The sequence below is a fragment of the Paraburkholderia sp. MM6662-R1 genome (assembly GCF_050436245.1).
Taxonomy (GTDB): domain Bacteria; phylum Pseudomonadota; class Gammaproteobacteria; order Burkholderiales; family Burkholderiaceae; genus Paraburkholderia; species Paraburkholderia tuberum.
Genome location: NZ_JBNDLV010000004.1, coordinates 551,967 through 576,932 on the forward strand (window position 1 = coordinate 551,967; position 24,966 = coordinate 576,932).

Consider the following 24,966-nt stretch of genomic DNA (forward strand, 5'->3'; position numbering starts at 1 on the left):
AAAGACACGGTTTTGCCCGATCGAACCTGGCATTCGGGCGTTTTCCCGAGCGCGGCTTTTTTGCCAATAGCGAAGCGGACCTATCCCTGTATAAGATGAAAGCTGGCGCCTCGCTGCGCACGAACACGGCGGAGCGTCGACAACACACAGAACACACGCAAGGCGGACAGGGAGCATGAAATTCGATACCGTGGTGCTCGGCGCCGGCATTGTCGGGGTGTGCGTCGCCGTGCATCTGCAGAAACGCGGCCGCGCGGTTGCGCTGATCGACCGTAAGCAGGCGGGCAACGAGACCTCGTTCGGCAACGCCGGGCTGATCCAGCGCGAAGGCGTCTATCCGTACGCGTTTCCGCGCGGGCTCGGCACCCTGCTGCGCTACGCGCGCAACCAGTCGCCCGACGTGCGCTATCACGCCGACGCGATGCTGCAGGTTGCGCCGTTCCTGTGGCGCTACTGGCGCAACTCGCATCCGGCGAAGCACGCGGAAATCGCGAAATCGTACGCGACGCTGATCGAGCATTGTGTCAGCGAACATCGCGCGCTTGCCGCGGACGCCGGTGCCAGCGCGCTGCTGCGGCCGATCGGCTGGATCAAGGTGTTTCGCCATGCCGCCGCGCGCGACGCCGAAACCAGCCTCGCCGAACAGTGGCATCGCGAGTACGGCGTCGAGTTCGAAACGCTCGACGCGCCGCGCCTGCAACAGCTCGAACCCGATCTCGACAAGCGGCTGCAAGGCGGGCTGCGCTATCCGCAATCCGATTCGGTCAGCGATCCGAACGCGCTCGTCACCGCATACGCGCGGTACTTCGAAGCGCTCGGGGGACGGTTCTTCATCGGCGATGCCGACACGCTGCGTGAAGGCTGGCAGGTCGAGACGCGGGACGGGGCGATCACGGCCGAGTCGGCGGTGATCGCGCTCGGACCGTGGTCGGATCGCGCGAGCACGCGGCTCGGGTATCGGCTGCCGCTCGCGGTCAAGCGCGGCTATCACATGCACTACGCGCCGCGTCGGAGCGCGCGGCTCAACCATCCGATTCTCGACGTGGAACACGGCTATGTGCTCGCGCCGATGGCGCGCGGCATCCGTTTGACCACGGGCGCCGAAATCGCGCGCCCCGAGGCGGCCAAGACGCCGGTGCAACTCGACGCGGTCGAGCCGATCGCGCGCACGCTGTTTCCGCTCGGCGAACGTCTGGATGCCGAACCGTGGATGGGACGCCGCCCGTGCACGCCGGACATGATGCCGATCATCGGGCCCGCGACGAAACATCGGGGACTGTGGTTCGCGTTCGGCCATGCGCATCATGGTCTGACGCTCGGACCGGTGACGGGGCGGCTGATCGCGGAGATGATGACCGGCGAGCAGACGCTGGTCGATCCGCGGCCGTTTCGAGTCGAGCGGTTTTAGCCGGAGGGTCTGAGGCCCGCTCGAAATCTCCGCCTTCATCGCACAATTATCGTCATCTCACGCTAAAGCCACCCTCACGGCACACCTCCAACCAAGCCGCCAGCCGTCGAAGCAATAAAAAAACGCCGCGGGCCAACAGCCCGCGGCGTTCTTCATCGAGCCGGACAACCGTCGATCAGGCCGTCATGGCAGCCCGTCGCGGCGACACTGCCGACACCGCGAAGCTCACGACGATATTCGCGACGAGCGCGATCAGGCCGATATACAGCGGATAGTTCTCGTGGCCGAAATGCAGGCCATACACCGGCTTGAGCCCTTGCGAAATCGCGAGGCCCGTGCCGAGCACGATACCGACGAGCCAGCCGACGAACAGACCCGGCGTGTTCAGACGGCGCGTGTACAGCGTGAACACGATGGCCGGGAAAATTTGCAGAATCCACACGCCGCCGAGCAGTTGCAGATCGATCGCATACTGCGTCGGCAGGAACACGATGAACAGCAGCGCCCCGAACTTGACGACCAGCGAAACGATCTTCGCATTGGCTGCCTCCGCCTCGGGCGAGATGTTCGGCGACACCAGCGGACGCCACAGATTACGCGTGAACAGATTCGCCGCGCCGATCGACATGATCGCGGCCGGCACCAGCGCGCTGATCGCAATCGCGGCAGCCGCGAAACCGACGAACCACGACGGGAACAGCGTGCCGAAGAGGGTCGGCACCACGTCGCTTGCCGACTTCACGTTCACGCCAGCGGCGATCGCCATATAGCCGAGCAGCGCGATCAGGCCGAGCAGCACCGTGTAGGCCGGCAGGAAGATCGCGTTCTTGCGCACCGTCTTTGCCGACGCCGACGACAGCACCGCCGTCATCGTATGCGGATACATGAACGCGGCGAGCGCCGAGCCGAGCGCGAGCGATGCGAACGCCGTGTACTGATTCGGCTTCAGCAGGATACCGGTCGCGCCGCCCTTCGCCTGGAAGTGCGCATCGGCCAGTGCGAACACGTGCCCATAGCCGCCGAGCTTCACCGGAATCAGCCATACCGCCGCGATCACGACGATATAGATCATGATGTCCTTGACGAACGCGATCATCGCCGGCGCGCGCAGGCCGCTTGCATACGTATAGAGCGCGAGGATCACGAACGCGACGATCAACGGCAATTCGCCGCTGACGCCGAGCCCCTTGATCACGACCTGCATGCCCACCAGCTGCAGCGCGATATACGGCATCGTCGCGACGATGCCGGTCAGCGCGATGGCCGCCGGGAACCACTTGCCGCCGTACTCGCCGTGCACGTAGTCGGCCGCGGTGATGTGGTTCTTCGCGTGCGCAACCTTCCACAGCTTCGGCATCACGGCGAACACGAACGGATAAACGATGATCGTGTACGGCAGCGCGAAGAAGCCATACGCGCCCACCGAATAAACGAGCGCGGGCACCGCGATCACCGTATAGGCGGTATAGAAATCGCCGCCGACGAGGAACCACGAAATGACCGTGCCGAACTGCCGTCCGCCGAGACCCCACTCGTGCAGTTGGGTCAGATCGCCGCGTTTCCAGCGCGCGGCAAAAAAGCCGATCACCGTGACGAGCACGAAGAACGCGATGAAGACCGTCATCGCAACCGGGTTCACAGGATTCAGATCGCTCATTTGAGACCTCGATACACGATGTAAATCAGCAGCGAGGTCAACGGCACCCACAGAAACTGATACCAGTAGAAGAACGGAAAGCCCGCGAGCGGCGGATGCGTGTCGTTATAGAACGGCAGCCACAGCAGCGCGATATAAGGGATCAGCAAAATGAGCCAGAGCCATGAACGGCCGGCCGAGGGGGAGGTCTCCACGAACGTCTCCTGAGTATTATCGACAGCGCGCGCGATGGCTCGTGGCCCGACGCGCAAATGCCCGGTTGCCTGAGGTCAGGCGGAAAACCGGGGAACGTCGCACACTCGAGCGCCAGGCCTCGCGCGGCGCGGTATGCGACGGGCATGTAGTATTCGCCTTCGCGCGCCTGCTTTCAAGCGCGCAACTACGTAAGCCGTCTACGTAATATTACGTAGCCCGTTGACTGGCTTTTTTCAACGATGAAACTCAAAGCAAAGATAGTGCTGCTCGCGATCGTGCCCTTTCTGGTGGCGATCGCCAGCATCGAGACGGGCGTGCGCCGCGAAGCGACCGCACTCGCCGAGCGGCAGCACGCGACCACCCAGGCCGCGTACATGGCGAGTAAGGAGATCGAGCTCAAGCACTACGTCGAACTCGCGACGACTGCGATCGCGCCGCTCTACGAGGCCGGCGGCGACAACGCACGCGACGACGCGCTGCTGCGCACGCGTGCGCTCGCGGTGCTCGAAAAGATGAATTTCGGCGAGGACGGCTACTTCTTCGTGTACGACCTGCACGGCCGCACCCTGATGCATCCGCGCGAGCCGGATCTGGTGGGTCGGGATCTGTGGTCGTTGCGCGATAGCCAGGGCACGCCGACGATCCAGCAGCTACTCGCCGCAGCCGCGCGCGGCGGCGGCTATGTGCGCTATCTGTGGCATCGGCCGTCGACCGGCAAGGAGGAGTCGAAACTCGGCTACGTGGTGCCGCTCGAACGCTGGGGCTGGATGCTCGGCACCGGCATCTATCTCGACGACATCGACACGACGCTCGCGCACATCGACGAGGAGGCCGCGGCCAATATCGATCGCACGATGAAGTGGATCGACGCGATCGCGGTGGCTGGTCTCGCGGTCATTGCGCTGTGCGCACTCGTGCTGAACGTGACCGAATATCGCAGTGCCGACGCGAAGCTGAAGCGGCTCGCGCAGCAGGTCGTCGAGTCGCAGGAAAACGAGCGAGCGCGCCTGTCGCGCGAATTGCACGACGGCATCAGCCAGATGATGGTGTCCGTGAAGCTGCTGCTCGAATCGGCGCTCGCGCGGCTCGAACGCGGCGACGCGCGCGTGCCCGCCGCCGAGGCCGCCCTGGCCACCGGACTCACGCGGCTCGGCGATACGCTGCGCGAAGTCCGGCGCATTTCTCATGCGCTGCGTCCGTCGATGCTCGACGATCTCGGCGTCGCGGCCGCCCTCGAACAACTGACGCGCGAACTCGGCGACGAGTCCGGCATCGCGCTCGGCTTCACGCAGATCGCGCATACGCATGCCGCCACGTTGCCCGACACGGTCAACACCGTGCTGTTTCGCATCGCCCAGGAAGCGCTGACGAACATCGTGCGACATGCGCAGGCGTCGAGCGCGGCGCTTGCGCTCGAGGTTTCGCGCGATGCGGTCACGCTGACGATCTCCGACAACGGCCGCGGCTTCGACGTGACCGAAGCATTCGTCGGCGGACGTGAAGGTGTCGGCCTGCGCAACATGCGCGAACGGCTCGAAGCGCTCGGCGGCACGCTGTCGCTGAACTCGCAGCCGGGGCACACCGTCGTCGCCGCGCGCGTGCCGCTGCCCACGACGCATGCAACGGTGCCGTCCCTGCAGGAACTCTGATCATGAACGACACGACCTCTCCTTCCATCGCGCGTCTGCTGCTCGTCGACGATCATCCGCTCGTGCGCGACGGTCTGCGCGCACGGCTCGAAGCAGTGCGCCACTTCGAAGTGGTCGGCGAAGCGGGCGACGCGCAGCAAGCGCTCGCGCTGGCCGAACGACAGGCGCCGCATCTGGCGCTGATGGATGTCGGCATGAAAAGCGGCATGAACGGCATTGCGTTGGCGGGCCTCTTTCACGAGCGCTTTCCGGCGATTCGTGTGCTGATGCTGTCGATGCACGACAACCTCGAATACGTGACGCAGGCGGTGCGCGCGGGCGCGAGCGGCTACGTTCTGAAGGATTCGCCGGCGCTCGAAATCATTCAGGCGATCGGCGCGGTACTCGACGGCAAGACGTTCTTCAGCGCGGAGATCGGTGCTCGACTGATCCAGGCATCGGCAACGCAATCGCCGGTCGAACGCTTGACGCCGCGCGAGCGCGACATTCTCGATGCGCTTGCCGAGGGACTGTCGAGCAAGCAGATCGCGCAGCGCAACGATCTGTCGGTGCGAACCGTGGAGACGCATCGACTGAATCTGAAGCGCAAGCTCGATATCGAAGGACAGGCCGAGTTGATCAAGTTCGCGGTCGAGAACCGGCGCAACAAGCGTTGAGGTTCGCGGGCGCGCGATAATGAGCGGTCCACACCTGGAGCGACCACGGCATGAAGCGCGTGTTCGAACTGAGTCTTGCCGGTCTGATGATTTGCGTGGCCACGGCTCGCGTTTATGGCGAACCGGCGCGCGTCAATCGCGGCCACGATCCATTCCTGCAGATATCCAAAGCGATCGCCGATTGCCCAACTCCGCTTGGCCCATTCGAAACCGAAAAGGAATGGCTCGACGATAGCCATTACAGAATCGAACGCGGCAATAGCTGCTGGATCGAAGGCCGTTGCCGTTTGCCGAACGCGTATCTGTACGACGCGGAAATCGCCGAGAGCGTGCAACGGCGTCTCGCGAATCTGAACGTCGCGACGCACTGGCGCGAGCAATCGACGCTATGGCTCACGCTGCAACGCCGCTTTATCTACGTCGAAGGCTGCGTCGCGCCGGGCTTCGACAAGAAGACTTTCCTCACCGAACTCGCCAAAACGGCGGACGTCGAGCGCGTGATCGACAACACGATCACCGATCCTCACGCCGCGCAGTTGCCTTACCGCACCCAGGCGGACCCGGACAAGCCCGTGCTCGATCCGGGCGATTAGCGCGGTAGTCTCGGCTACTCCGACATCCACGCGTTCGGCGGCGAAATCAACACGCCCAATCTCGATGCGCTGGTGCAATATCCTCGCGCTGCCGCGAGCGGTGCATCGACTATCTCGACACCAGTTGGCGCTGATCGAACGCAGCATCGCGCAAGCGCTCACACGACGCCGGCTCGCCGACCGTCCGGTCACGCAACAACTGCGCGGCTTTGCCAATGCGTATCAACACGCAAAGGCGCGCCTCGTCGACGTGGCTGCCGTTGAACGCCGCAACGGCAAGCGAGCAGTGCGCCCCGACGTCGAGGCGTATCTGAGCAGCGCCGTTCACTGATCCGTCGGCGCTTCGTCTCGTTCGCACCGGCATTCAAAGCTGCGTGTCCAGTAGCCGCACGAATTTTTCGACGAGCTTCTCGGTGAACGAACGCCGCGTCCATGCTTCGAGCGTGACGCGCTTCGACTTCGCGATGTCGTCGTCGAACGCGGCGGTCTGCTGCGTGGCGAAATCGCGGTCGTAGATGTTCAGGTTCGCTTCGTCGTTCAGCTTGAACGAGCGGCTATCGAAGTTCGTCGAGCCGACCGACACCATGTACTCGTCGACTACCAGCAACTTGCAATGGAACATGGTCGGCTGGTACTCGTAGATCTCGACGCCCGCTTTAAGTAGATCGCCCCAACACGCACGCGACGCTTCGCGCACCGTGTGCGTGTCGATGCGTTTGCCCGGCGTGACGATCTGTACTTTCACGCCGCGTTTCGCGGCTTCGACGATCGCGTTGATGGTGAGCTTGTCGGGCACGAAGTACGCGCTCGCAAGCTGCAAACTGCGCGTGGCGGCGGTGATGGCCATCAGATACATCAACTGCATGTCGTCACTGCCGCCCGACGGCGAACTGCTGAACATATGCGCGAGACCCTGGCCCGCTCCTTTCGGCTCGGCATCGATGTGCGGAAAATACTCGGGACCGTGCAATACGCTGCTGGTCGCCTTGATCCAGTTGTCCATGAACACGGCCTGCATATGGCCGACCACTGGACCCGTCACGCGAAAATGCGTATCGCGCCAATGCTTTTCGTCCTGCGCATTGCCAGTCCACTCCGGCGCTATGCCGACCCCGCCGGTAAAACCGATCCGGCCGTCGATCACCAATAGTTTGCGGTGCGTACGGTCGTTCATGCGGCCGAGTCCGGTCCAATGCGGCTTGTGATACCTGACCACTTCGGCGCCAGCCTCCCGCAGCAGTTGCAGATAGTGCCGATCCATTTTCGACGAACCGACCCAGTCGAGCAGTACATGCACGGCGACACCTTCGCGCGCCTTATCGGCAAGCGCACGCGCAATCTGTCCGCCGATCTCGCCAGACCAGTAAATGAACGTTTCAAATGTGATGGTTTCGCGCGCCGACCGAATGCCCTCGAGCATCGACGGAAAGATCTGGTCGCCGTTGAGCAGCATCTCGAAGCGATTACCCGGCACCACGGGTGGACCGAGCAATAAACCCATCGAACGAAGGAATTGCGGATCTTCGCTCTTATAAAGCCGCTCGATTCTGTGTTCTATTTTCTTCTCGCCGCTCCACAGATTGGCGATCAGGAGAACGATCACGAGCGTGACGAACGCGGTAATAGAAATGGTCAGCATGCGTGGCCTCGATGGCAGGCGGCGGGTCACGGCATACGACTCCCGCATCCGACGGGGGAATGCCGCACTCGTGCCTGGCTTTCACTATCAGCACGTCATGCACGGCGCGTGCCCGGATCAGGACCGCGCCTTGCTTTCTGGTTCCAACGCTTTATCTGACCAATGCAAACGCCTCGCGGCTTGCGATTTCGCCCGCGCCGAATACGCCGATGACCGTATAGTCCGACGCCACGCATTCGAACGTCGATGCCTGAAACGTAATGACGAAATGCCGCCGCGCCGGTGCCTCGGGAGCAATGGCGACGGAGTCTGTCGCCACGGCGGCAATCTCGGCGCACAACGACGAATTGACGACTTCATGCACCGCGCAGCCGACGAGACCTTGGGCCGCGAGCGGATGAATGGCGCGATCGTCATCGCCCGGCGGCCCGAGACGGTGAAAGATGGCGTCGGCGAACAGCACCGCGCAAAAAGGATCGTCGTCGGGATCGAATGGCCCGAACCGATCAAAGTCCGACTCCGCGATCGGATAAGTGAGGATCACGCGGCGATCGCTGGCGACGATGAATGGTTCGGCCGCATCGGCTGCCGGACGAGGAGCGGAGTCCAGCAGCAAGACCTGATCTTCCTGCCGGGGTGCATCGAACGTGCTAACCATCTACTTCACGACTCCACGGCTATTACGCGCTTGCTTGCGTCTCTGGCGTTTGGGGAGCCGCCGCGACGGGTGCGGCCGTACTCTTTGCAGCAGCCTTGCGCGCCGGTGCTTTTCTTGCCGCCTTCACAACGCTTTTGCGGCCGGCGGTCTTCTTCACCGCGGCTTTCCGGCTTGCCGGAGTGGCCTTTTTGGCTGCGGTCTTTTTCACGGCCGTCTTGCGCGTTGCTTTTTTCGCCGCGGTTTTCTTGCCTACCGCACTCGCGGTCGCTTTCGCCTGGCTGCTCTTTGCCGCCGTTTTCGCCGCTTTCGGAGCGGCAGCCATGCTCGCGTCATCGATCAGGAATTTGCTGCGGTCCTTGACGGCCGCGAGCCATGCCGGCGCCGGACCGCGGCCGCTCCAGGTCGCGCCGGTTTTCGGATTCAGGTACTTCGGCGGCTGGGCGCCTTTCGGCTGTCCTTTGCCGCCCTTCGCGGCGGGAGCAGCCGCGGGCTTGCTTGCGCTCGCAGCGTCGATCAGGAACGCCGTGCGGTCCTTCACGCCGGCGATCCAGCCAGGCGCGCGGCCGTGCCCCGTCCAGGTCGCGCCGGTCTTGTGGTCGCGATACTTCGCCGGGGTTGCCGACCTGGCGGCTTTGCTCGCACCCGCAGGTCTTCCGCGACCCGCCGGATTGCCATTCAGACCTCGCGCGGCACGTCGTGCCTTCGCCTGTGCTTCGAGATCGGCAGTCGTGAGACCGTGCTTGAGCATCAATTCGCGAATCTGGTCGACCGCGGCTTGTGCTTTTCTGGCAATGAGAACGTCAGCTTGCTCCTGGAGCTTCTTAAGCTTGGCTTGGATTTGCTCTAACGAAGGCATTTGATTGCTCCTTATGTGGTAATCGTCGAACTATGCCATGAATGACGGAAGAAAGGCAGTGTATTGACCTATCCCGAGCTTCAATACATCGATACGAGCACCGATGCGGCGTTCAAATAACGAAGCTTTCAGGTTTTTTACCGGGTCATCGAAGCTTTCTTCCTTTTCCTTCCCTCCTGATTCTTCTTTTTCATTTCGGTTCCACCACCACTCAGATAGGTGTAAAAACGACGACCTGGCGATCGGCAATGTACCTCACACTCCGTATGAAGCGGTAGTGTTGACCGTCCGCCGTTATCCGGTTCAGGCCCAGGCGGGTCAGTACCAGCATTTCATCTGCCTGGAAAGCGTCGACGACGCCGGAATCCGTTAAATCCTCCAATGCCCCGGATGGATTTCCGACATAAACGCTGCGCGCCTGCTTGCCGATCCGCATCACGACCACGCTTTTTCCCTCGTCGAGCGCCAATTCGAGAAAGCTCGCGAGCGTGCGCAACGACTCCGGCGTGCAAGTCCTGGTCTGATAGATCGCTGCATTCGATGGCGTCATTTGTGTTTCCCCGTCATCCGCATCGGCGACAGAAAGGGGCGCCGCCGTGCTTTCTGGCATTAGTCGCTTCTACTATAGCCAGGCCTTTGGATATTCAAAGGAGAGTAGTCCACTTTTTATTTGAAAACGGTCTTTTTTCGTGGCCCGCTATAGCGAACGGATTCAAGCATGCGCGAAACGCCACTGACGACGCGTGCAAAGACATGGCCCCGGCTCCGGTAACGTGCCGTTACGATCTTGCAGCACCTGTTGCTCCTGTACCGGCCAAGTCCATTTACACTTCATATCCGTGCCCAGCGGCGGACGTATGGCCAATAGAGAGTCCTTTGTCAGCCGCCATGCTCGCGGCGGCTATTGAAATGGACGCGGGGCCACCCTAATTCCGATCCACTCAAACACGATGGTACTTACAATGAAAGCTGGTTTTATTCGGATCGCCCTCGGGGCAATGGCAGTCTCGTTGGCAATGGCCGGCACCGCGAACGCGGCCGGTTGCCTGAAAGGAGCGGTAGTGGGCGGCGTCGCCGGGCACTACGCGGGACATCATGCGGTGGTTGGCGCGGTCGGCGGCTGTATCGTCGGACGGCATATGGCCAAAAAGCACGCCGAAGAACAGCAGGCGGCGGCTCAGGCTGCGCCGCATCAGCAAGCCCGAATGCAGTGACTGGAGAATACGGGCGCCGCCGCAAACGTTCGCACGAGAGACGCGGCAATGATCTTCGAATCTCCGTTCGCGGCGACGCGCCCTGCTCCGATCACTTAGGCAATGCGTAATCCGCGCGCGGGCAAGATCTCCTGAGTGGTCACGAAACGGTGCTGTTTGACCGCGTCGTGAAAGAGCCGGTAGTCGCTCTTCTCGAAGGCGGTCGTCCACTCCGGTCTGTCCCCGGTGTCGTCATCGCACAACAAACCGGTGGCCTGGTACTTCCACGATCCTTGTCCTTTGGCGATATAGCCGGGCACGGGTTCTTTCAAACCTGGAATACGGCCTGCATTCACCCATTCGCAAACGGTTCTCAGACGCAGGTTGTCGTCGGGTTCGCGGTTCGTATCGAGCAGCCGGGTCAGCGCGTCTTTAACGTCGTCCGGCATGCCTGGCTGGTTTTCGAAATCTTCGCGTCCGGCCAGATAAGCTCGCACGACACGACAACTCATGTCCGCCGCCTGCACGAAATCCGGCAAATTATGTCGTGAGATGAAGTGATTGCGGCCGTCTATGTAATGCCAACGCGCCCATGGCTGGTCGGGATAATGCAACGCGGCGCCATGGCCGACCGGCAACGCGATCGTCAGAACGTCCTCCTCGACATGCTCGATCAGATGCGCGACCGCTAGTTCGAGGCTCGCGAGCCAGCCTTTGCGCGTGCAATCCTGTGCCTCGAGAAGATGCACGCGATTCCACGGGCTTTCGATGCCCGCGAATCCCTGGTGCGCCCACGTATCGACATAGGTATGAAGCGTCACGCCGAGCCGGTGCAACGCGGTCTCCGAATCGCGCTGCCGGATCGCGCGCCGCACGACTTCGCGCGCAACTTCACTGTCGGGCCGGCAAACCGCCTTTTCCTCGAGACTTTCACCCTCGCCAGCCGGCAGAAAATGGAACGGCGTCCACACGAGCCGGTTCTGGTCGTTCTCGGTATTGGCGTAATCGAATAACTTGTGCGCGGTCGCGAATCGCTCGAATGTCTCGCCGCCTTTGAACCGCAGTATTCCGCTCGTCGTTGCGTCGTCGACATATTGGCAGGCATGCGCGATGGTTTGCGCATCGCCGGCCGTCATGCCGCCGACGCGCGCGGCAATGTAGACCACGCCGTAATGAAAGTCGATGTTCATGGCAAGCGCTCCTGGCGCGCGTAATCACGGCCGGTTCGTGGCCGGCGATAGGGCGAGACGAATAGAGGGAGCTGCGCGTGAGTAGATAGTAAACGAGCGAGCGGCGCACGCATTGAAAAAACTTGCGTACTGGACGCGCTTTTCCACGTTTCGCGCCCCGCAACCATTCGGGCTACTGAAGGAACCGCGGGCGCGGCCGGCGAGATGTAACCTGCCGGCACGGAAAGCCGCCGGCCAATGAGGCGGAAAAACGTAACCTGGCCCGATCGGCGCCCGTCAGGTCAAATGTGTAACGGAAAGACGACTATTCCAGTGCTGGTTCAGATATTCGAGCGCAAACATCCGATGGCAATGATGTGGTAAATGTTCACTGCAAAGCAGGCAAGCCGATTCGAATAGCGCGATATCCAGATTACTTTCCACGCGGCGGCGCGCGATGAGGTCGAAATATTCCTCCCGAAAGTTCTCCCAGCTCAATTGCTTGCCCTGGTAGCGTTTGAGCAGGTCCGGCTCGGGAGCCAGTTCCGGTATTTCCACGTACGCCGCATTGCACAACTGGTCGAGAAAGTAAGGCAGATCCTGCTTTTTCGCAAAGCCCGCGAGTTGCGACGTGTTGTTGAGGCGAACGTCGAGCACCGTGCGCACATGGGCGTCCTTCAGCAAACCGAAAAATTTCTGGGCGCTCTTGCCGGTAAAACCAATGCTGGCCACCTGCACGCTACTTTTGTCACGTTTCATGGTGAATCCCCTGGCAGGCCATTCGGCGCCCATAAAAAAGCCTCGCTGCGATTGGCGCAGCGAGGCTCGGGTGTCAGTGCATCTTTAGCGCCGCTCGCGTGCTTTATTTGACGATGTCGACCAGTTCGACTTCGAAGGTCAGATCGGTATTCGGCGGAATCGGGCCGACGCCGCGATCGCCGTATGCGGTCGCCGCCGGGCACGTGAGTCGCGCCTTGCCGCCGACTTTCATCTTCTGCACGCCTTGCGTCCAGCACGGAATCACGCGATTGAGCGGGAACGTGGCCGGCCCGCCATGCTTGGCCGAGCTATCGAATTCGGTGCCGTTGGGCAGCGTGCCGCGATAGTTGACCTTTACCACGTCGGTCGCGGACGGTTGCGGGCCCGTGCCTTGCGTCAGATGTTCGACGATGACGCCGGACGGCAGCTTCTCCGTGGTCGGCGCGGCAGCCATCGCGGTCGAGGACAGAACGGCTGCGGCCAGCAAAGCAACGAGTGATTTCAAAGCGAATCTCCAGTGGGGTAGTCCGTTTGATTGTAACGGATCGGGTGTCGGCCGAGGCTCCCACATATTGCCCGATGCCGCGGGTCGTTGCGCGCCCATCAGGAACCTCGCTGAACCGTCGCGCGACCCCGCGGCCCACATGAACGTCCGGCGCGAGTCGCCGGCAAGCGAATCCGCCACACCCGTTGAGAACGCTTTCGATGACCGAGCCGGCCCATTCCGACGACCCCGCTTGCGATCCCTGCGCAGCGCCAGCCCCCTCCGACGAGCGTGTTCGCGCGCCAAGGCCGCGCCGGATTCCGCGCAGCCGCGCGCAACAGGCGCGGGTCGATGCGCGCCCCGAGTGGGCCGGAGTGATCGCGCTGCATCACGGCTCGCTCGATCAGCAGGTACGCGAGTGGGTCGAACGTGGGTTGAAGAACGGCTTGCTAAAGGTTGTCGTGTGTACGTCTAGTCTCGACCTCGGCGTCGATTTTCTACCGGTGGAACAGGTGTTCCAGATCGGCTCGCCAAAAGGCGTCGCGCGCTTGATGCGGCGCGCGGGCCGCTCGGGACATGCGCCCGGTTTGCCGTCTCGCGTGACGATCGTGCCGACGCATGCGCTCGAATTGATCGAAGCGGCAGCCGCGCGTGAAGCCGTCGACAAGCAGCAGATCGAAAGCCGCGATACGCCGCAATGCCGTTCGACGTGCTGGTGCAGCACCCTGTCACCGTTGCGATCGGCGGTGGCTTCGACGCGCTCGAGCTGTACGATGAACTTCTGCATACCTATGCATATCGTGATCTGACGCAGCAGGAGTTCGACTGGACGCTGGGTTTCGTCGAAGGCGGCGGCGCGCCGCTGCAATGGGCCGGCAGCCGCATGCCGCTATCGTCCGAGCTCGCCGACGCCACATTGACGATGCTCGCGCGCGCCGCCGACGGCATCTACGACGAACCGGAATTGCGCGCGGTGCGGCCGCTGCTCGAATTGCAGCAGAAGTGGTCGGCGTTGCCCGAGCCGGACGTACTCGTCGTCGAGCTGCTCAAATCGCGAGGGTCACCACTTCTTCTGCTATCCGTTCGCGAGACGCATTGCGCATATCGGACTTGGCGCTCTGCTCGCGTGGCGAGTCGCGCGCGACAAGCCCGGCACGTTTTCGATTTCGATCAACGACTACGGTTTCGAATTGCTGTGCGCGCAGGCTTTCGATTGGGCCGCGCAATTACAGGATGGCCTGCTTTCACCTGACGAACTCGATCACGACATTCTTGCGAGCCTCAATTCGTCCGAACTCTCCTTGCGACGTTTTCGCGAGATTGCACGAGTGTCGGGACTCGTGTTTCAGGCGCATCCGGGACAGCAGAAGAGCGCGCGGCAATGGCAGGCATCGAGCGGGCTTTTCTACGAGATCTTTCGTCAGCACGATCGCGGCAATCTGCTGCTGGGCCAGGCCGACACCGAAGTACTGCTGCAGGAACTCGACGTGCGGCGCATTCGTATTGCGCTCGAACGAATGAACGCGAACCGCGTCGTGCTCACGCGGCCCAAGAAGCCGACCCCGTTCGCGTTTCCGTTGATCGTCGGACGCCTGCGCGAAAAAGTCAGCACCTAGAAGCTCGCCGATCGCGTCGAGCGAGTGCTGGCCGAGCCCGAACGGGCGGCGCAACGATGAAGCCGACCTCGCTCGCGATCGACGTCGGCGGACGACCTCTCGTGCTGTCGAGCTTGCGCGCGTGTTTCGATCCGGCGCTGCGCGCGCTTTTTATCGCCGATGCGCATTTCGGTAAGAATGCGGTGTTCGCGCGCGCGGCATTCCAGTGCCGACTGGTTCGACCGCGGAGAATCTGCTGCGGATCGAACGTCTGATCACCGAGTTCGAGCCGACGACGCTGGTGTTTCTCGGCGATCTGCTGCATGCGCGCGAGTCGCTGTCGACGCTCACGCTCGATGCGTTGCATGCGTGGCGCGCGCGGCATGCGGCGAGGCGCGTGGTGCTCGTCGAGGGCAATCACGATCGGCATGCCGGTGCGTTGCCGCTTACGTTGGATGTCGAGTCCGTGCGCGAGCCGTGGCATATCGGGGCCTAGGCGCTGTGCCATCGCCCGCATACGGTCGATCACGCGTATGTGCTCGCGGGGCATGTGCATCCGGTCCTTCGGATCGCGACGCGGACCGATTCAGCGCGTGTACCGTGCTTTCGCTTTGGGATCGATCGGGGGGTGCTGCCGGCGTTCGGTAGTTTTACCGGAGGCGCGCGTGAGACGGGGCGCGTTCTGGGGGAGAGGGTTTTTCTGGTGGTACAGCAGAGAGTGATCGAGTTGAGGAGTTGAGTGGACGGCGGGGGCCGTCCACTTTGTTGCCTGGTTGGTTTTTTGTTTGCGGATTGGTTTGCCGGTTCGCTGGCTGGGTTTTTTGCTGGCTCTTTCGCTGCAAACTCCCCGCGGCGCGCGAGCGCGGTCGATGTGGAGGCCGGGCGGCGCCGGCCTCCACCCTCGGGAGCCCCGCAAGATTCGCGGGACTCCTGCCACTGGTTAGTGGTTGCCGCCGCCGTGGCCACCATTGCCGGAGCCACCGCCGCCGTAGCCGCCACCGTGGCCGCCGCTGCCTTGACCGCCGCCGTTGCCGCCGTTGCCGCCACGGCCACCGTGGCCTCCGTTGCCGGAGCCGCCGTTGCCTTCGCCGCCACCGTGGCCGCCGTTGCCGGAGCCGCCGTTGCCCTGGCCACCGCCGCCTTCACCGCCATGGCCGCCGTTGCCGGAGCCGCCGTTGCCCTGGCCGCCACCGCCTTCACCGCCATGGCCACCGTTGCCGGAACCGCCGTTGCCCTGGCCCCCGCCTTCACCACCATGGCCGCCGTGGCCGGAGCCGCCGTTGCCCTGGCCGCCACCGCCTTCACCGCCATGGCCACCGTTTCCGGAACCACCGTTACCCAGGCCGCCGCCTTCACCACCATGGCCGCCGTGGCCGTAGCCGCCGTTGCCCTGGCCGCCACCGCCTTCACCGCCATGGCCACCGTTGCCGGAACCGCCGTTACCCTGGCCGCCGCCTTCACCACCATGGCCGCCGTGTCCGGAGCCGCCGTTGCCCTGGCCGCCACCGCCTTCACCGCCATGGCCACCGTTGCCGGAACCGCCGTTGCCCTGGCCGCCGCCTTCACCACCATGGCCGCCGTGGCCGGAGCCACCGTTGCCCTGGCCGCCACCGCCTTCACCGCCATGGCCACCGTTGCCGGAACCGCCTTTGCCTTCGCCACCGCTGCTGCCGTGGCCGCCGTCACCATGACCGCCGTCACCGTGACCGCTGTCACCATGACCGCCGTCACCGTGACCGCCGTCACCGTGACCGCCGTCACCGTGACCGCCGTCACCGTGGCCGCCGTCACCGTGGCCGCCGTCGCCATGACCGCCGTCGCCATGACCGCCGTCGCCATGACCGCTGGCGCCGTGGCCGCCATCGCCGCGGCCGCCGTCACCGTGGCCACGACCGCCATCACCATCACCACCTTGGCCATGGCCATGACCGCCATCGCCGGCACCATCACCGCCGTGCCCATGGCCATGGCCTCCATCGCCGTCACCATCGCCAGCGTGACCATGACCGTGACCGCCATCGCCGTCACCATCGCCAGCGTGACCATGACCGTGACCGCCATCGCCGTCACCATCGCCAGCGTGACCATGACCGTGACCGCCATCGCCGTCACCATCGCCAGCGTGACCATGACCGCGACCGCCATCGCCGTCACCGTCACCGCCTTGGCCATGGCCGCTATCACCATCACCACCGTGGCCATGACCGTGACCGCCATCGCCGTCACCACCGTGGCCATGTCCATGGCCGCCATCGCCGTCACCATCACCGCCGTGGCCATGTCCATGGCCGCCATCGCCGTCACCATCGCCGCCGTGCCCATGACCATGGCCGCCATCGCCGTCACCATCGCCACCGTGCCCATGGCCGTGACCGCCATCGCCATCACCATCACCGCCGTGCCCATGACCATGGCCGCCATCGCCGTCACCATCGCCGCCGTGCCCATGACCATGACCATGACCATGACCATGACCATGACCATGCCCATGACCATGACCATGACCGCCGTCACCATCACCATCACCATCACCACCGTGGCCATGTCCATGGCCGCCATCGCCGTCACCATCGCCGCCATGCCCATGCCCATGCCCATGACCATGACCATGACCACCATCCCCACCACCGTCCCCGCCGTTATCACCGCCTCCGGTACCGCCGCCATCGCCGCCCGTGCCGCCATTCCCCGAGCCATTCCCGCCACCACCGCTACCCGCGCCGCCGTTACCGTTATCGCCGGCACCGCCGTTGCCGTTGTTGCCGCCGGTATTTCCCGGGCCCACCCCGCCCGGGCCGGAATTAGCCGAGCTATTCCCGCCACCGCTTCCCGTGCCCGTCGAGGACGTCCCGTTGCCCGCCGGCGAGCCGGTGGGCGATGTCGGGCCGAGCCCCGCCGCCGCGACGCCGAAGGCGCCCGCCCCGAGCTGCCCGAATCCCTGCGACGTGCAGCCCGGCCCGCCGCCCGACGAACATCCGCCGTGCACTCTAGCCTCGGCGAGCACCATCACTGCGGGATCCGTTGCCGGCGCGGCGGTGCTCCCCGAATTCGTCTGCGCACCCGCCATCGCCGCATAAAGACTGACCGCGACCGCCAAAGCCGCCCGTCGCGTTCCCAATATCCACGCGTCCCCGCTTTGCTTCTTCATTTCACTCTCCGAATTATTTCACCAAAAAGACCGGTCCAATTAACGAGTGAATCTCCGCTCGTCAACAAAACGAAAAGTCAAAGCCTTTGCGCAGCTTCGCTTTATGCGAATTAAAAATTCGTTCGCACTAAACACTTCTCTCACGGAAAATCCCCGGTCCGATTTGGCGTGCTTCGAGAGAATCGGCTGGCCGTGCGCGCACGTGATCGTGAGAGCCGCACAGCGAGGCTTGATGGACGTTGAAGTTATTCGCAGCGCAATCGCTCGACCGTGCGCTAGACCACGCAATGCGATATTGCCGATACGGCCCGTCAGGCGGCGTTAAACGACGATCCGCCCGCCAAATCCGCTACTCCACATTCTTCAGACAGGAAGTTAAAAAATTTCGCGCCTAATGCAATCTGATCAGAAAAACGAAAATTAGCCTTTGGTTTTATCGGACAAATACTGACCATTTACACATCATTGGTTTTATTCATGTGGCCATTCGCACATAAAAATAGAAATAGGAAAAACCCAATGAGAGCAACCCAATAGACAACGCAATGAAAATCACCGAAACGCGCGTGCGAAACATTACGCGTCGTCGGGCAATGCGCGTGCGTCGCGAAAATCGCTGTCGCGATGTGCGCTACCTCGCACAGTCGTCGAACGTGTGCCTCGGTCGCACGCGATCACGAGCCACGCCCATATGCAAAGTGTCGTGGCACAACCACCAGCGCGTCGGATAACCAACACATCAGCGCGCACGCTTTTCCCGGAGCATTCCCACCATCTTCGGCAGTACCGCCGCGTATCGTCGTTGCCCTGCCCGCAAAAGCCTGTCCCCGCGAGCCACCGCGCGGAATCGCCCACGAACGCGGGTAAACCTTTGTTTGACTTCGACGCGTCGCCCCGTTTACTGCACGCAGCCGAACCTCTCAATCCGCTTTCATTCACCGCCCGCATTTTTGGTTGGTCTGCGGAGCAGTGTTCTGCGAGCGCCTTCCCCTCTTCGACGAGGTACAACATGGTTACTATCTCCAGCAGCGCGGTCGACGAATTCAAATCCGGACTTCGCGGTCAGCTTCTGCTGCCCGACACGCCGGGCTTCGACACGGCGCGCAGCATCTGGAACGCAATGATCGACCGTTCTCCCGCGATGATCCTGCGCTGCGCGGGTGTTGCCGACGTGCGCCGCGGCGTCGCCTTCGCGCGTGACAACGGCCTGCCGCTCGCGATTCGCGGCGGCGGCCACAACATCGGCGGTAGCGCTGTGTGCGACGACGGCCTCGTGCTCGATCTGTCCACGATGAAATCGGTGCGCATCGACCCGCAAGCGCGGCGCGCCTATGTCGAACCGGGCGCGACGCTGCACGATCTCGATCACGAAGCGCAGGCATTCGGACTCGCGACGCCGCTCGGTATCAACTCGACGACCGGCGTCGCGGGTCTGACGCTCGGCGGCGGCTTCGGCTGGTTGAGCCGCCGCTACGGCATGACGGTCGACAACCTCGTCGCGGCCGACATCGTCACCGCGGACGGTGAATTGCGCCGCCTGAGCGCCACTTCGCACGACGATCTGTTCTGGGCGATTCGCGGCGGCGGCGGCAATTTCGGCGTCGTTACGCTATTCGAGTTCGCGCTGCATGAGGTCGGCCCGCTCGTGTATGGCGGCCTCGTCGTGTTGCCGCTCGCCGACGCGAAGGAAGCGCTGATCAGATACCGCGATGCCGTGCCCGCGATGCCCGACGAGCTGGCCGTCTGGGCCGTCGCGCGGCTCGCGCCACCGCTGCCGTTCCTGCCGCCCGACGTGCATGGCCAACCCGTGCTCGTGTTGGCGATGTGCTACAACGGGCCGGTCGAAAAAGGCCCAGCCGCGGTGGAAGCCGTGCGCGGCTTCGGCAAGCCGCTCGGCGAACATCTCGGTCCGATGCCTTATGAAGTTTGGCAACAGGCCTTCGATCCGCTGCTCACACCGGGCGCGCGCAACTACTGGAAGTCGCATAACCTCGCCACCATCGACGATGGACTGATCGACGCGCTGATCCGCGCGATCGACACACTGCCGTCCGCGCAATGCGAAATTTTCTTCGGCTTGATCGGCGCGCAAACGCAGCGCGTGGCGGTCGACGCGACCGCTTACCCAAGTCGCGAGACGCAATACGCGATGAACGTGCACGGCCGCTGGGACGATGCCCGCGACGACGAGCGCTGTGTCAAATGGGCGCGCGACTTTTTCGACGCGTCGCGCCCCTTTGCGCTAGGCAGCGTGTATGTCAACTTCATGACGCAGGAGGAAGGCGGCCGTATCGCGGATGCTTATGGGCCCAACTATGAGCGGCTCGTCGCCGTGAAGGACCGCTACGATCCGCGCAACCTGTTCCGCCATAACCAGAACATTCGCCCAACGGCGTAGCGACGACGCGTGACGGAAAGCGGCGCAAAAACCTGAACTGCAATGGCCGCGCCGCTCTCGCGCAAGGCGGCGCGGCCCTTGGGCACGCTACCTGCTACTTGAGCGGTGGACGTCCGCGATGCGAACGTCGCGGCACGCCGCCGCCCGGCTGCGATGACCGCGCGCACGGAACCTCCAGCGTGCAGATGAGAACAAAGCAAAGCAGGCGACTCGCCGCACTCTTCCAAAACGTACAACACGCGTGAGAAACGCAAAGGAAAACCGTCATGCGCAGACGACAATTCATCATGACCGGCAGCGCTGCATTGGCCGTCGCAGGCCTGAGCCTCACCGGTTGCACGACGACTTCGCCGTCCTCGAACGCATCGCCGTCTGCCAACGCCGGCAAGCGCGACACGATCAACGCCGGCGTCGACTCGACGCTCGCGCGTCTCTACGAAAACGTCGACGGTGCGCGTGAGCTCGTTGCGAAAGCGCGCGGCGTGCTGGTGTTTCCATCGGTGATCTCGGCCGGCTTCTGGGTCGGCGGACAGTATGGTGAAGGGGCGATGCGCATCGGCGGCCGCACGGTCGGCTACTACAGCACGGTCGCGGGCTCGTTCGGGTTGCAGATCGGCGCACAGTCGAAGGCGCTCGTGTTTCTGTTCATGACGCAGGAAGCGCTCGACGAATTCATGCACAGCCAGGGCTGGGCAGTCGGCGCGAATGCGACCGTCGCCGTGCTGAAAGTCGGCGCGAACGGAGCGGTCGATTCGTCGACCGCGACGAGCCCGGTGCAGGCTTTCGTGCTGACCAACGGCGGCTTGATGGCCGGCGTGTCGCTCGAGGGCACGAAGGTGTCGCGGCTGATTATCTGAGTATCCGAGCGGAGCTTTCCCTCTTGCGGATTTGTGGTGCGAGCGCGCCGCGCGATTGCACCACAGATCCGCGCCGCGCGTTCGGGCCATAGCGTTCCCGCCCGCTTCGCCAGCGCCGTTCATCGCGCTACGGTAGAATTCACGCCTTTCGTCAACCGTCCGCGCCCAGCGGACGCAATCCTTCGCGCAGCCGCGCGTTGCCACGCCAGTTCAGCGCAGCCCATACAAGCCTCAGCATTGCGCTCGCGCGCCACCTCGTAGAACATGAACACCGCTAGTCCCGCTTCCGGTCGGCCCGCGTGGCTGTCCGGCATTCGCAGCAACGTGCTCGCAGGCTTGACCTCGTCGTTCGCGCTGGTGCCCGAATGCATCGCCTTTGCGCTCGTCGCCCATCTGAATCCGTTGATGGGTCTGTACGGCGCATTCTTTATCTGCACCGTCACCGCGCTATTTGGCGGACGTCCCGGCATGATTTCGGGCGCGGCGGGCTCGATGGCAGTCGTGATCGTCGCGCTCGTCGTCGAGCACGGCGCGCAGTATCTGCTTGCGACCGTGATCCTGAGCGGCCTCCTGATGATGCTGTTCGGCATATTGCGGCTCGGCAAACTGACCCGCATGGTCCCGCATCCGGTCATGCTCGGCTTCGTCAACGGACTCGCGATCGTCATCGCGACCGCGCAGCTCGCTCACTTCAAAACGGTCACGCCGCACGGCGAAGCCTGGCTGCACGGCAGCGCGCTCGCGACGATGTGCGCGCTCGTCGCGCTGACGATGGCGATCGTCTATCTGCTGCCTCGACTTACGCGAGCCGTGCCACCGGCGCTCGTGGCCATTCTCGGCATCGGCCTTTTCACGCAGCTGCTGCATCTGCCGACGCGCACGCTCGGCGACATGGCGCATGTCGCCGGTAATCTGCCGACGCTGCATCTGCCCGACGTGCCGCTCGATCTCGAGACGCTTCGCATCATCCTGCCGTACGCCGTGCTGATCGCGATCGTCGGTCTGCTCGAAACGCTGCTGACGTTCAACCTGACCGACCAAATCACCGAAACGCGCGGTCAGCCGAATCGCGAATGCGTCGCGCTCGGCGCGGCGAACCTCGCATCGGGGCTGTTCGGCGGCATGGGCGGTTGCGCGATGATCGGCCAGACCATGATCAACCTGAATTCCGGGGGACGCTCGCGGCTGTCGGGAATCGTCAGCGGCGTGATGATCCTGCTGTACATCCTGTTCCTGTCGCCGCTGATCGAGCGAATTCCGCTCGCGGCGCTGGTGGGCGTGATGTTCGTGGTCGCGCAGCAAACCTTCGCGTGGGGATCGCTGCGCGTGCTCGGCAAGGTGCCGCGCAACGACGCGCTCGTGATCGTCGCGGTCACGGTCATCACTGTGTTTGCCGATCTCGCGATCGCGGTGATGTGCGGCATCGTGATCGCCGCGCTCAACTTCGCGTGGCAGCATGCGCGCGAAATTCACACGCATGCCGAGGATCGAGCGGGCCATAAGACCTATGTGCCGCGCGGCACGCTGTTTTTCGCGTCGACGACGCGCTTTCACGAGCTGTTCGATCCGGCGCGCGACCCGGCGAGCGTGACCGTCGATTGCAGTCACCTGCTGCTCGCCGATCATTCGGCGCTCGCCGCGTTGCAGGGTCTGGCCGAGCGCTATCGCAAGGCGGGCAAGCAATTGCGCATGAAGAATCTGTCGGAGCGCAACCGCCAATTGTTGAGCCGCGCGGGGATCGGCTTGGCGTGAGGCACGCACCGCGTTGCGAGCCCGCGCGCGGTGAATTCTCGCGCGCGTCGACAATGCGGCCTGGTGCTTTAGCGCTGCTCGGGCAACCGGAACACCGCGATCGCCGCCGACAACTGCCCGGTCTGCGTCTTCAGCACATCGGCCGCCGCGCTCGCCTCCTCGACGAGCGCCGCATTCTGCTGCGTCGTCTGATCCATGCTCGCGACCGCGATGTTGACCTGCTCGATGCCCGAGGTCTGCTCGGCCGACGCCGCGCTGATCTCGCCCATGATGTCGTTGACACGACGTACCGCCTGCACGACTTCCTGCATCGTGTCACCCGCGCGTCCGACGTGCTCCGAACCGCCCGCGATCTGCGCGGCCGATTCCTCGATCAGCGCCTTGATCTCCTTCGCGGCCGCCGCGCTGCGTTGCGCGAGCGTGCGCACTTCGCCCGCGACCACCGCGAAACCGCGGCCCTCCTCGCCCGCGCGCGCCGCCTCGACGGCCGCGTTCAACGCGAGAATATTGGTTTGGAACGCAATCCCTTCGATCACGCCGATGATGTCGCCGATCCGGTGCGACGACTGTGAAATCCCGCGCATCGTGTCGATCACCCGCCCGACCACCGCGCCGCCGCGCGCCGCGGTCTCCGACGCGTTGTGCGAGAGCTGGCTCGCCTGCTTCGCGTTGTCGGCGTTCTGACGCACGGTCGCGGTGATCTGCTCCATGCTCGACGCGGTCTCGCCGAGCGCGGCCGCCTGCTGCTCGGTGCGGCGCGACAGGTCCGAATTGCCCGCGGCGATCTCGTTCGATACCGACGAAATCAGCGTCGCGCCGGCGCGAATCTGCTCGATCGCCTGCGCGAGACGCTGCTGCATCCGTTTCATCGCGGCGAGCAGGCTCGTGCTGTCGCCGGCCTTCGCGTCGACGACCACGTCGAGGTCGCCGTCCGCGATACGCGACGCGATCTGCAGCGCGTACGCCGGTTCGCCGCCAAGCTGACGCAGAATGCTGCGCAGAATCACGCCGATCACCAGTGACACGAGCGCGCAAAGCACCACCGCCGCGATCATGTATTGCACGAGGGTGCGGTAGAACACGCCGTCGATGTCGTCCGTGAAGACGCCGGTGACGATGGTCCAGTCCCACGGCTTGTAAAGCCGCATGTAGTTGATCTTCGGCGCAAGCTTGTCGGTGCCGGGCTTCGGGAACTGCAGATGAACGAAGGCCTCGCCTTCGCGCTGCGTTTGCTCGGAACCTTCCTTGAACACGTGGCGGCCGTCCGGATCGGTGACGTTGGTCATGTCCTTGCCGACGAGGTCGGCGCGCGTGGCATGCATCAGCACGTGCGCCTGGCTGTCTTCGAGCACGAGATAGCCGCCGGCACCGTCGTAGCGCATTGCGCGCAGGTCGTCCATCGCGGCGCGCTGCGCATCGGCGAGCGGCATCGTGCCGGCCGCGACGAGCGCGTTGTAGCGACCGAGCACGCTGTACGCGATGCTGACCACGTTTTTCAGCTCGCCCTCGCGATCGGCGATCATCGTGTCTCGTGTCTTGACCGCCCCCCACAGGCCGATCGCCAGAATGCCCATGCACATCACCGCGAGCGCGAGCCACAGCCGCACTTTCAGGCGAAACCGTTCCATCTTCCGTATCCCTTGTCGTGGTCGGCGGCTGTCCGCGCGAACGGACGCCGCAAACGTTTCATGTCGTTGTCGGGATTAACGGCGCGACGGAAGAAAACTTCAGTGCGGCTTCAAGGTTGCGGGTTTCCGTCCGCAGGCAACGTCAGCGCCGCCACCTCGCAGCGCGGCCATTGCCGCAGCACGTCGGGCGACATCAGCAGCTTGGCCGCGCGCACGCCGGCGCCCATCACGATCTGCGCACGCTCCATCACGGCGGCGTCGACGAGGATGCGCCAGTCGGCCGGCAGACCGAACGCGGTAATTGCGCCGAACTCCATCTGGCTATGCTCGACCGCCGCCTCGCGCTTCGCGAATGACAGCCGCTGTGCGCCGAGCGCGGCCTTCACCGCGCCGTTGATGTCGAGCCGCCGCGAGCCGAGCGACACGAGCGCCGCATAGTGCTCGCCACCCTCTTTCCTGTAGCGGATCACGATCGTGTTCGCGCAGTCTTCGAGACCGAAGCCGTAGCGAGCGCTGAATGCGGCGGTGTCGGAGGCGTCGTCGGTGACGGCGAACACCGTGATCCCGCGCGCCGGCAATTGTTCGATGACATGCGCGGGCAGATGCGCGCTCCACTGGTCGCGCTCGATGACGTCCAGTTGCCGTACGAGTTCGTGCGAATGCATGATGAGC

21 protein-coding genes and 2 pseudogenes are annotated in these 24,966 nt (G+C 63.7%); 12 read left to right on the forward strand and 11 right to left on the reverse strand.

Features of this window, described 5'->3' with window-relative positions:
* Positions 1-175: 175 nt before the first annotated feature.
* The gene (locus OKW39_RS32330) at positions 176-1,408 is read left to right on the forward strand and encodes an NAD(P)/FAD-dependent oxidoreductase (protein WP_429564498.1); all 1,233 of its coding nucleotides are present in this window, start codon (positions 176-178) and stop codon (positions 1,406-1,408) included.
* A gap of 175 nt (positions 1,409-1,583) precedes the next feature.
* Here OKW39_RS32330 and mctP read toward each other — a convergent pair whose 3' ends face one another.
* Positions 1,584-3,065 (reverse strand): monocarboxylate uptake permease MctP, encoded by a 1,482-nt coding sequence (gene mctP / locus OKW39_RS32335; protein WP_429333531.1) that lies wholly within the window; start codon positions 3,063-3,065, stop codon positions 1,584-1,586.
* Entirely contained in the window at positions 3,062-3,259 is a 198-nt protein-coding gene (locus tag OKW39_RS32340; RefSeq protein ID WP_090807102.1) for a DUF3311 domain-containing protein, read from the reverse strand. The genes mctP and OKW39_RS32340 overlap by 4 nt, the downstream gene beginning before the upstream one ends.
* A gap of 240 nt (positions 3,260-3,499) precedes the next feature.
* Here OKW39_RS32340 and OKW39_RS32345 point away from each other — a divergent pair, with 240 nt between their 5' ends.
* From OKW39_RS32345 to OKW39_RS32360, 4 genes are all read left to right on the forward strand, one after another.
* Positions 3,500-4,909: a cache domain-containing protein gene (locus OKW39_RS32345; RefSeq protein WP_429564499.1), complete on the forward strand. Its 1,410-nt coding sequence runs from the start codon at positions 3,500-3,502 to the stop codon at positions 4,907-4,909.
* Positions 4,910-4,911: 2 nt separating this feature from the next.
* Positions 4,912-5,565: a response regulator gene (locus OKW39_RS32350; protein ID WP_184046652.1), complete on the forward strand. Its 654-nt coding sequence runs from the start codon at positions 4,912-4,914 to the stop codon at positions 5,563-5,565.
* Between the two features lie 50 nt (positions 5,566-5,615).
* The gene (locus tag OKW39_RS32355) at positions 5,616-6,158 is read left to right on the forward strand and encodes a hypothetical protein (RefSeq protein ID WP_429564500.1); all 543 of its coding nucleotides are present in this window, start codon (positions 5,616-5,618) and stop codon (positions 6,156-6,158) included.
* A gap of 124 nt (positions 6,159-6,282) precedes the next feature.
* Positions 6,283-6,489, forward strand: coding sequence for a hypothetical protein (locus OKW39_RS32360; RefSeq protein WP_429564501.1), 207 nt, complete (start codon positions 6,283-6,285; stop codon positions 6,487-6,489).
* 33 nt (positions 6,490-6,522) lie between these two features.
* Here OKW39_RS32360 and cls read toward each other — a convergent pair whose 3' ends face one another.
* From cls to OKW39_RS32380, 4 genes are all read right to left on the reverse strand, one after another.
* On the reverse strand, positions 6,523-7,797 hold the full coding sequence (gene cls / locus OKW39_RS32365) for a cardiolipin synthase (protein WP_429564502.1): 1,275 nt from the start codon (positions 7,795-7,797) through the stop codon (positions 6,523-6,525).
* A gap of 151 nt (positions 7,798-7,948) precedes the next feature.
* Complete coding sequence (locus tag OKW39_RS32370; RefSeq protein WP_429564503.1) at positions 7,949-8,455, reverse strand: hypothetical protein; 507 nt, start codon at positions 8,453-8,455, stop codon at positions 7,949-7,951.
* A 22-nt stretch (positions 8,456-8,477) separates the two neighbouring features.
* On the reverse strand, positions 8,478-9,311 hold the full coding sequence (locus OKW39_RS32375; RefSeq protein ID WP_429333525.1) for an H-NS family nucleoid-associated regulatory protein: 834 nt from the start codon (positions 9,309-9,311) through the stop codon (positions 8,478-8,480).
* Positions 9,312-9,522: 211 nt separating this feature from the next.
* A complete protein-coding gene (locus tag OKW39_RS32380; RefSeq protein WP_090807114.1) occupies positions 9,523-9,861 on the reverse strand; it encodes a hypothetical protein in 339 nt (112 codons plus the stop codon).
* A gap of 412 nt (positions 9,862-10,273) precedes the next feature.
* On the opposite strand from OKW39_RS32380, the gene OKW39_RS32385 reads away from it, so the two are divergent.
* Positions 10,274-10,525, forward strand: a complete 252-nt coding sequence (locus OKW39_RS32385; protein ID WP_429364201.1) for a hypothetical protein — start codon at positions 10,274-10,276, stop codon at positions 10,523-10,525.
* A 95-nt stretch (positions 10,526-10,620) separates the two neighbouring features.
* Here OKW39_RS32385 and OKW39_RS32390 read toward each other — a convergent pair whose 3' ends face one another.
* The 3 genes from OKW39_RS32390 to OKW39_RS32400 all read right to left on the reverse strand — a co-directional run bounded on the left by OKW39_RS32390 (position 10,621) and on the right by OKW39_RS32400 (position 12,886).
* A complete protein-coding gene (locus OKW39_RS32390; RefSeq protein WP_184064180.1) occupies positions 10,621-11,694 on the reverse strand; it encodes a DUF6765 family protein in 1,074 nt (357 codons plus the stop codon).
* A 276-nt stretch (positions 11,695-11,970) separates the two neighbouring features.
* On the reverse strand, positions 11,971-12,432 hold the full coding sequence (locus tag OKW39_RS32395) for a DUF488 family protein (RefSeq protein WP_429364202.1): 462 nt from the start codon (positions 12,430-12,432) through the stop codon (positions 11,971-11,973).
* Positions 12,433-12,535: 103 nt separating this feature from the next.
* Complete coding sequence (locus OKW39_RS32400) at positions 12,536-12,886, reverse strand: FKBP-type peptidyl-prolyl cis-trans isomerase (protein WP_373685682.1); 351 nt, start codon at positions 12,884-12,886, stop codon at positions 12,536-12,538.
* Between the two features lie 368 nt (positions 12,887-13,254).
* Between OKW39_RS32400 and OKW39_RS32405 the strand changes: the two are divergent.
* The 6 genes and pseudogenes from OKW39_RS32405 to OKW39_RS32430 form a co-directional block, all read left to right on the forward strand.
* A pseudogene (locus OKW39_RS32405) lies at positions 13,255-14,532 on the forward strand (helicase-related protein); the annotation flags it as partial.
* A 56-nt stretch (positions 14,533-14,588) separates the two neighbouring features.
* A pseudogene (gene pdeM, locus OKW39_RS32410) lies at positions 14,589-15,250 on the forward strand (ligase-associated DNA damage response endonuclease PdeM).
* Positions 15,251-15,469: 219 nt separating this feature from the next.
* Positions 15,470-17,773: a hypothetical protein gene (locus OKW39_RS32415; RefSeq protein WP_429564504.1), complete on the forward strand. Its 2,304-nt coding sequence runs from the start codon at positions 15,470-15,472 to the stop codon at positions 17,771-17,773.
* 895 nt (positions 17,774-18,668) lie between these two features.
* Positions 18,669-20,057 carry an FAD-binding oxidoreductase gene (locus tag OKW39_RS32420; RefSeq protein WP_429564505.1) on the forward strand — a complete coding sequence of 463 codons (1,389 nt, stop codon included), beginning with the start codon at positions 18,669-18,671 and terminating at the stop codon, positions 20,055-20,057.
* 266 nt (positions 20,058-20,323) lie between these two features.
* A complete protein-coding gene (locus OKW39_RS32425; RefSeq protein ID WP_184007138.1) occupies positions 20,324-20,914 on the forward strand; it encodes a BPSL1445 family SYLF domain-containing lipoprotein in 591 nt (196 codons plus the stop codon).
* Positions 20,915-21,178: 264 nt separating this feature from the next.
* Positions 21,179-22,666 carry a SulP family inorganic anion transporter gene (locus OKW39_RS32430; RefSeq protein ID WP_429564506.1) on the forward strand — a complete coding sequence of 496 codons (1,488 nt, stop codon included), beginning with the start codon at positions 21,179-21,181 and terminating at the stop codon, positions 22,664-22,666.
* 68 nt (positions 22,667-22,734) lie between these two features.
* Here the strand turns inward: OKW39_RS32430 and OKW39_RS32435 are convergent, their stop codons facing one another.
* Both OKW39_RS32435 and OKW39_RS32440 read right to left on the reverse strand, forming a co-directional pair.
* Positions 22,735-24,294, reverse strand: coding sequence for a methyl-accepting chemotaxis protein (locus tag OKW39_RS32435; protein WP_429564507.1), 1,560 nt, complete (start codon positions 24,292-24,294; stop codon positions 22,735-22,737).
* 110 nt (positions 24,295-24,404) lie between these two features.
* Positions 24,405-24,959: a YbaK/EbsC family protein gene (locus tag OKW39_RS32440; RefSeq protein ID WP_429565469.1), complete on the reverse strand. Its 555-nt coding sequence runs from the start codon at positions 24,957-24,959 to the stop codon at positions 24,405-24,407.
* Positions 24,960-24,966: the final 7 nt, after the last annotated feature.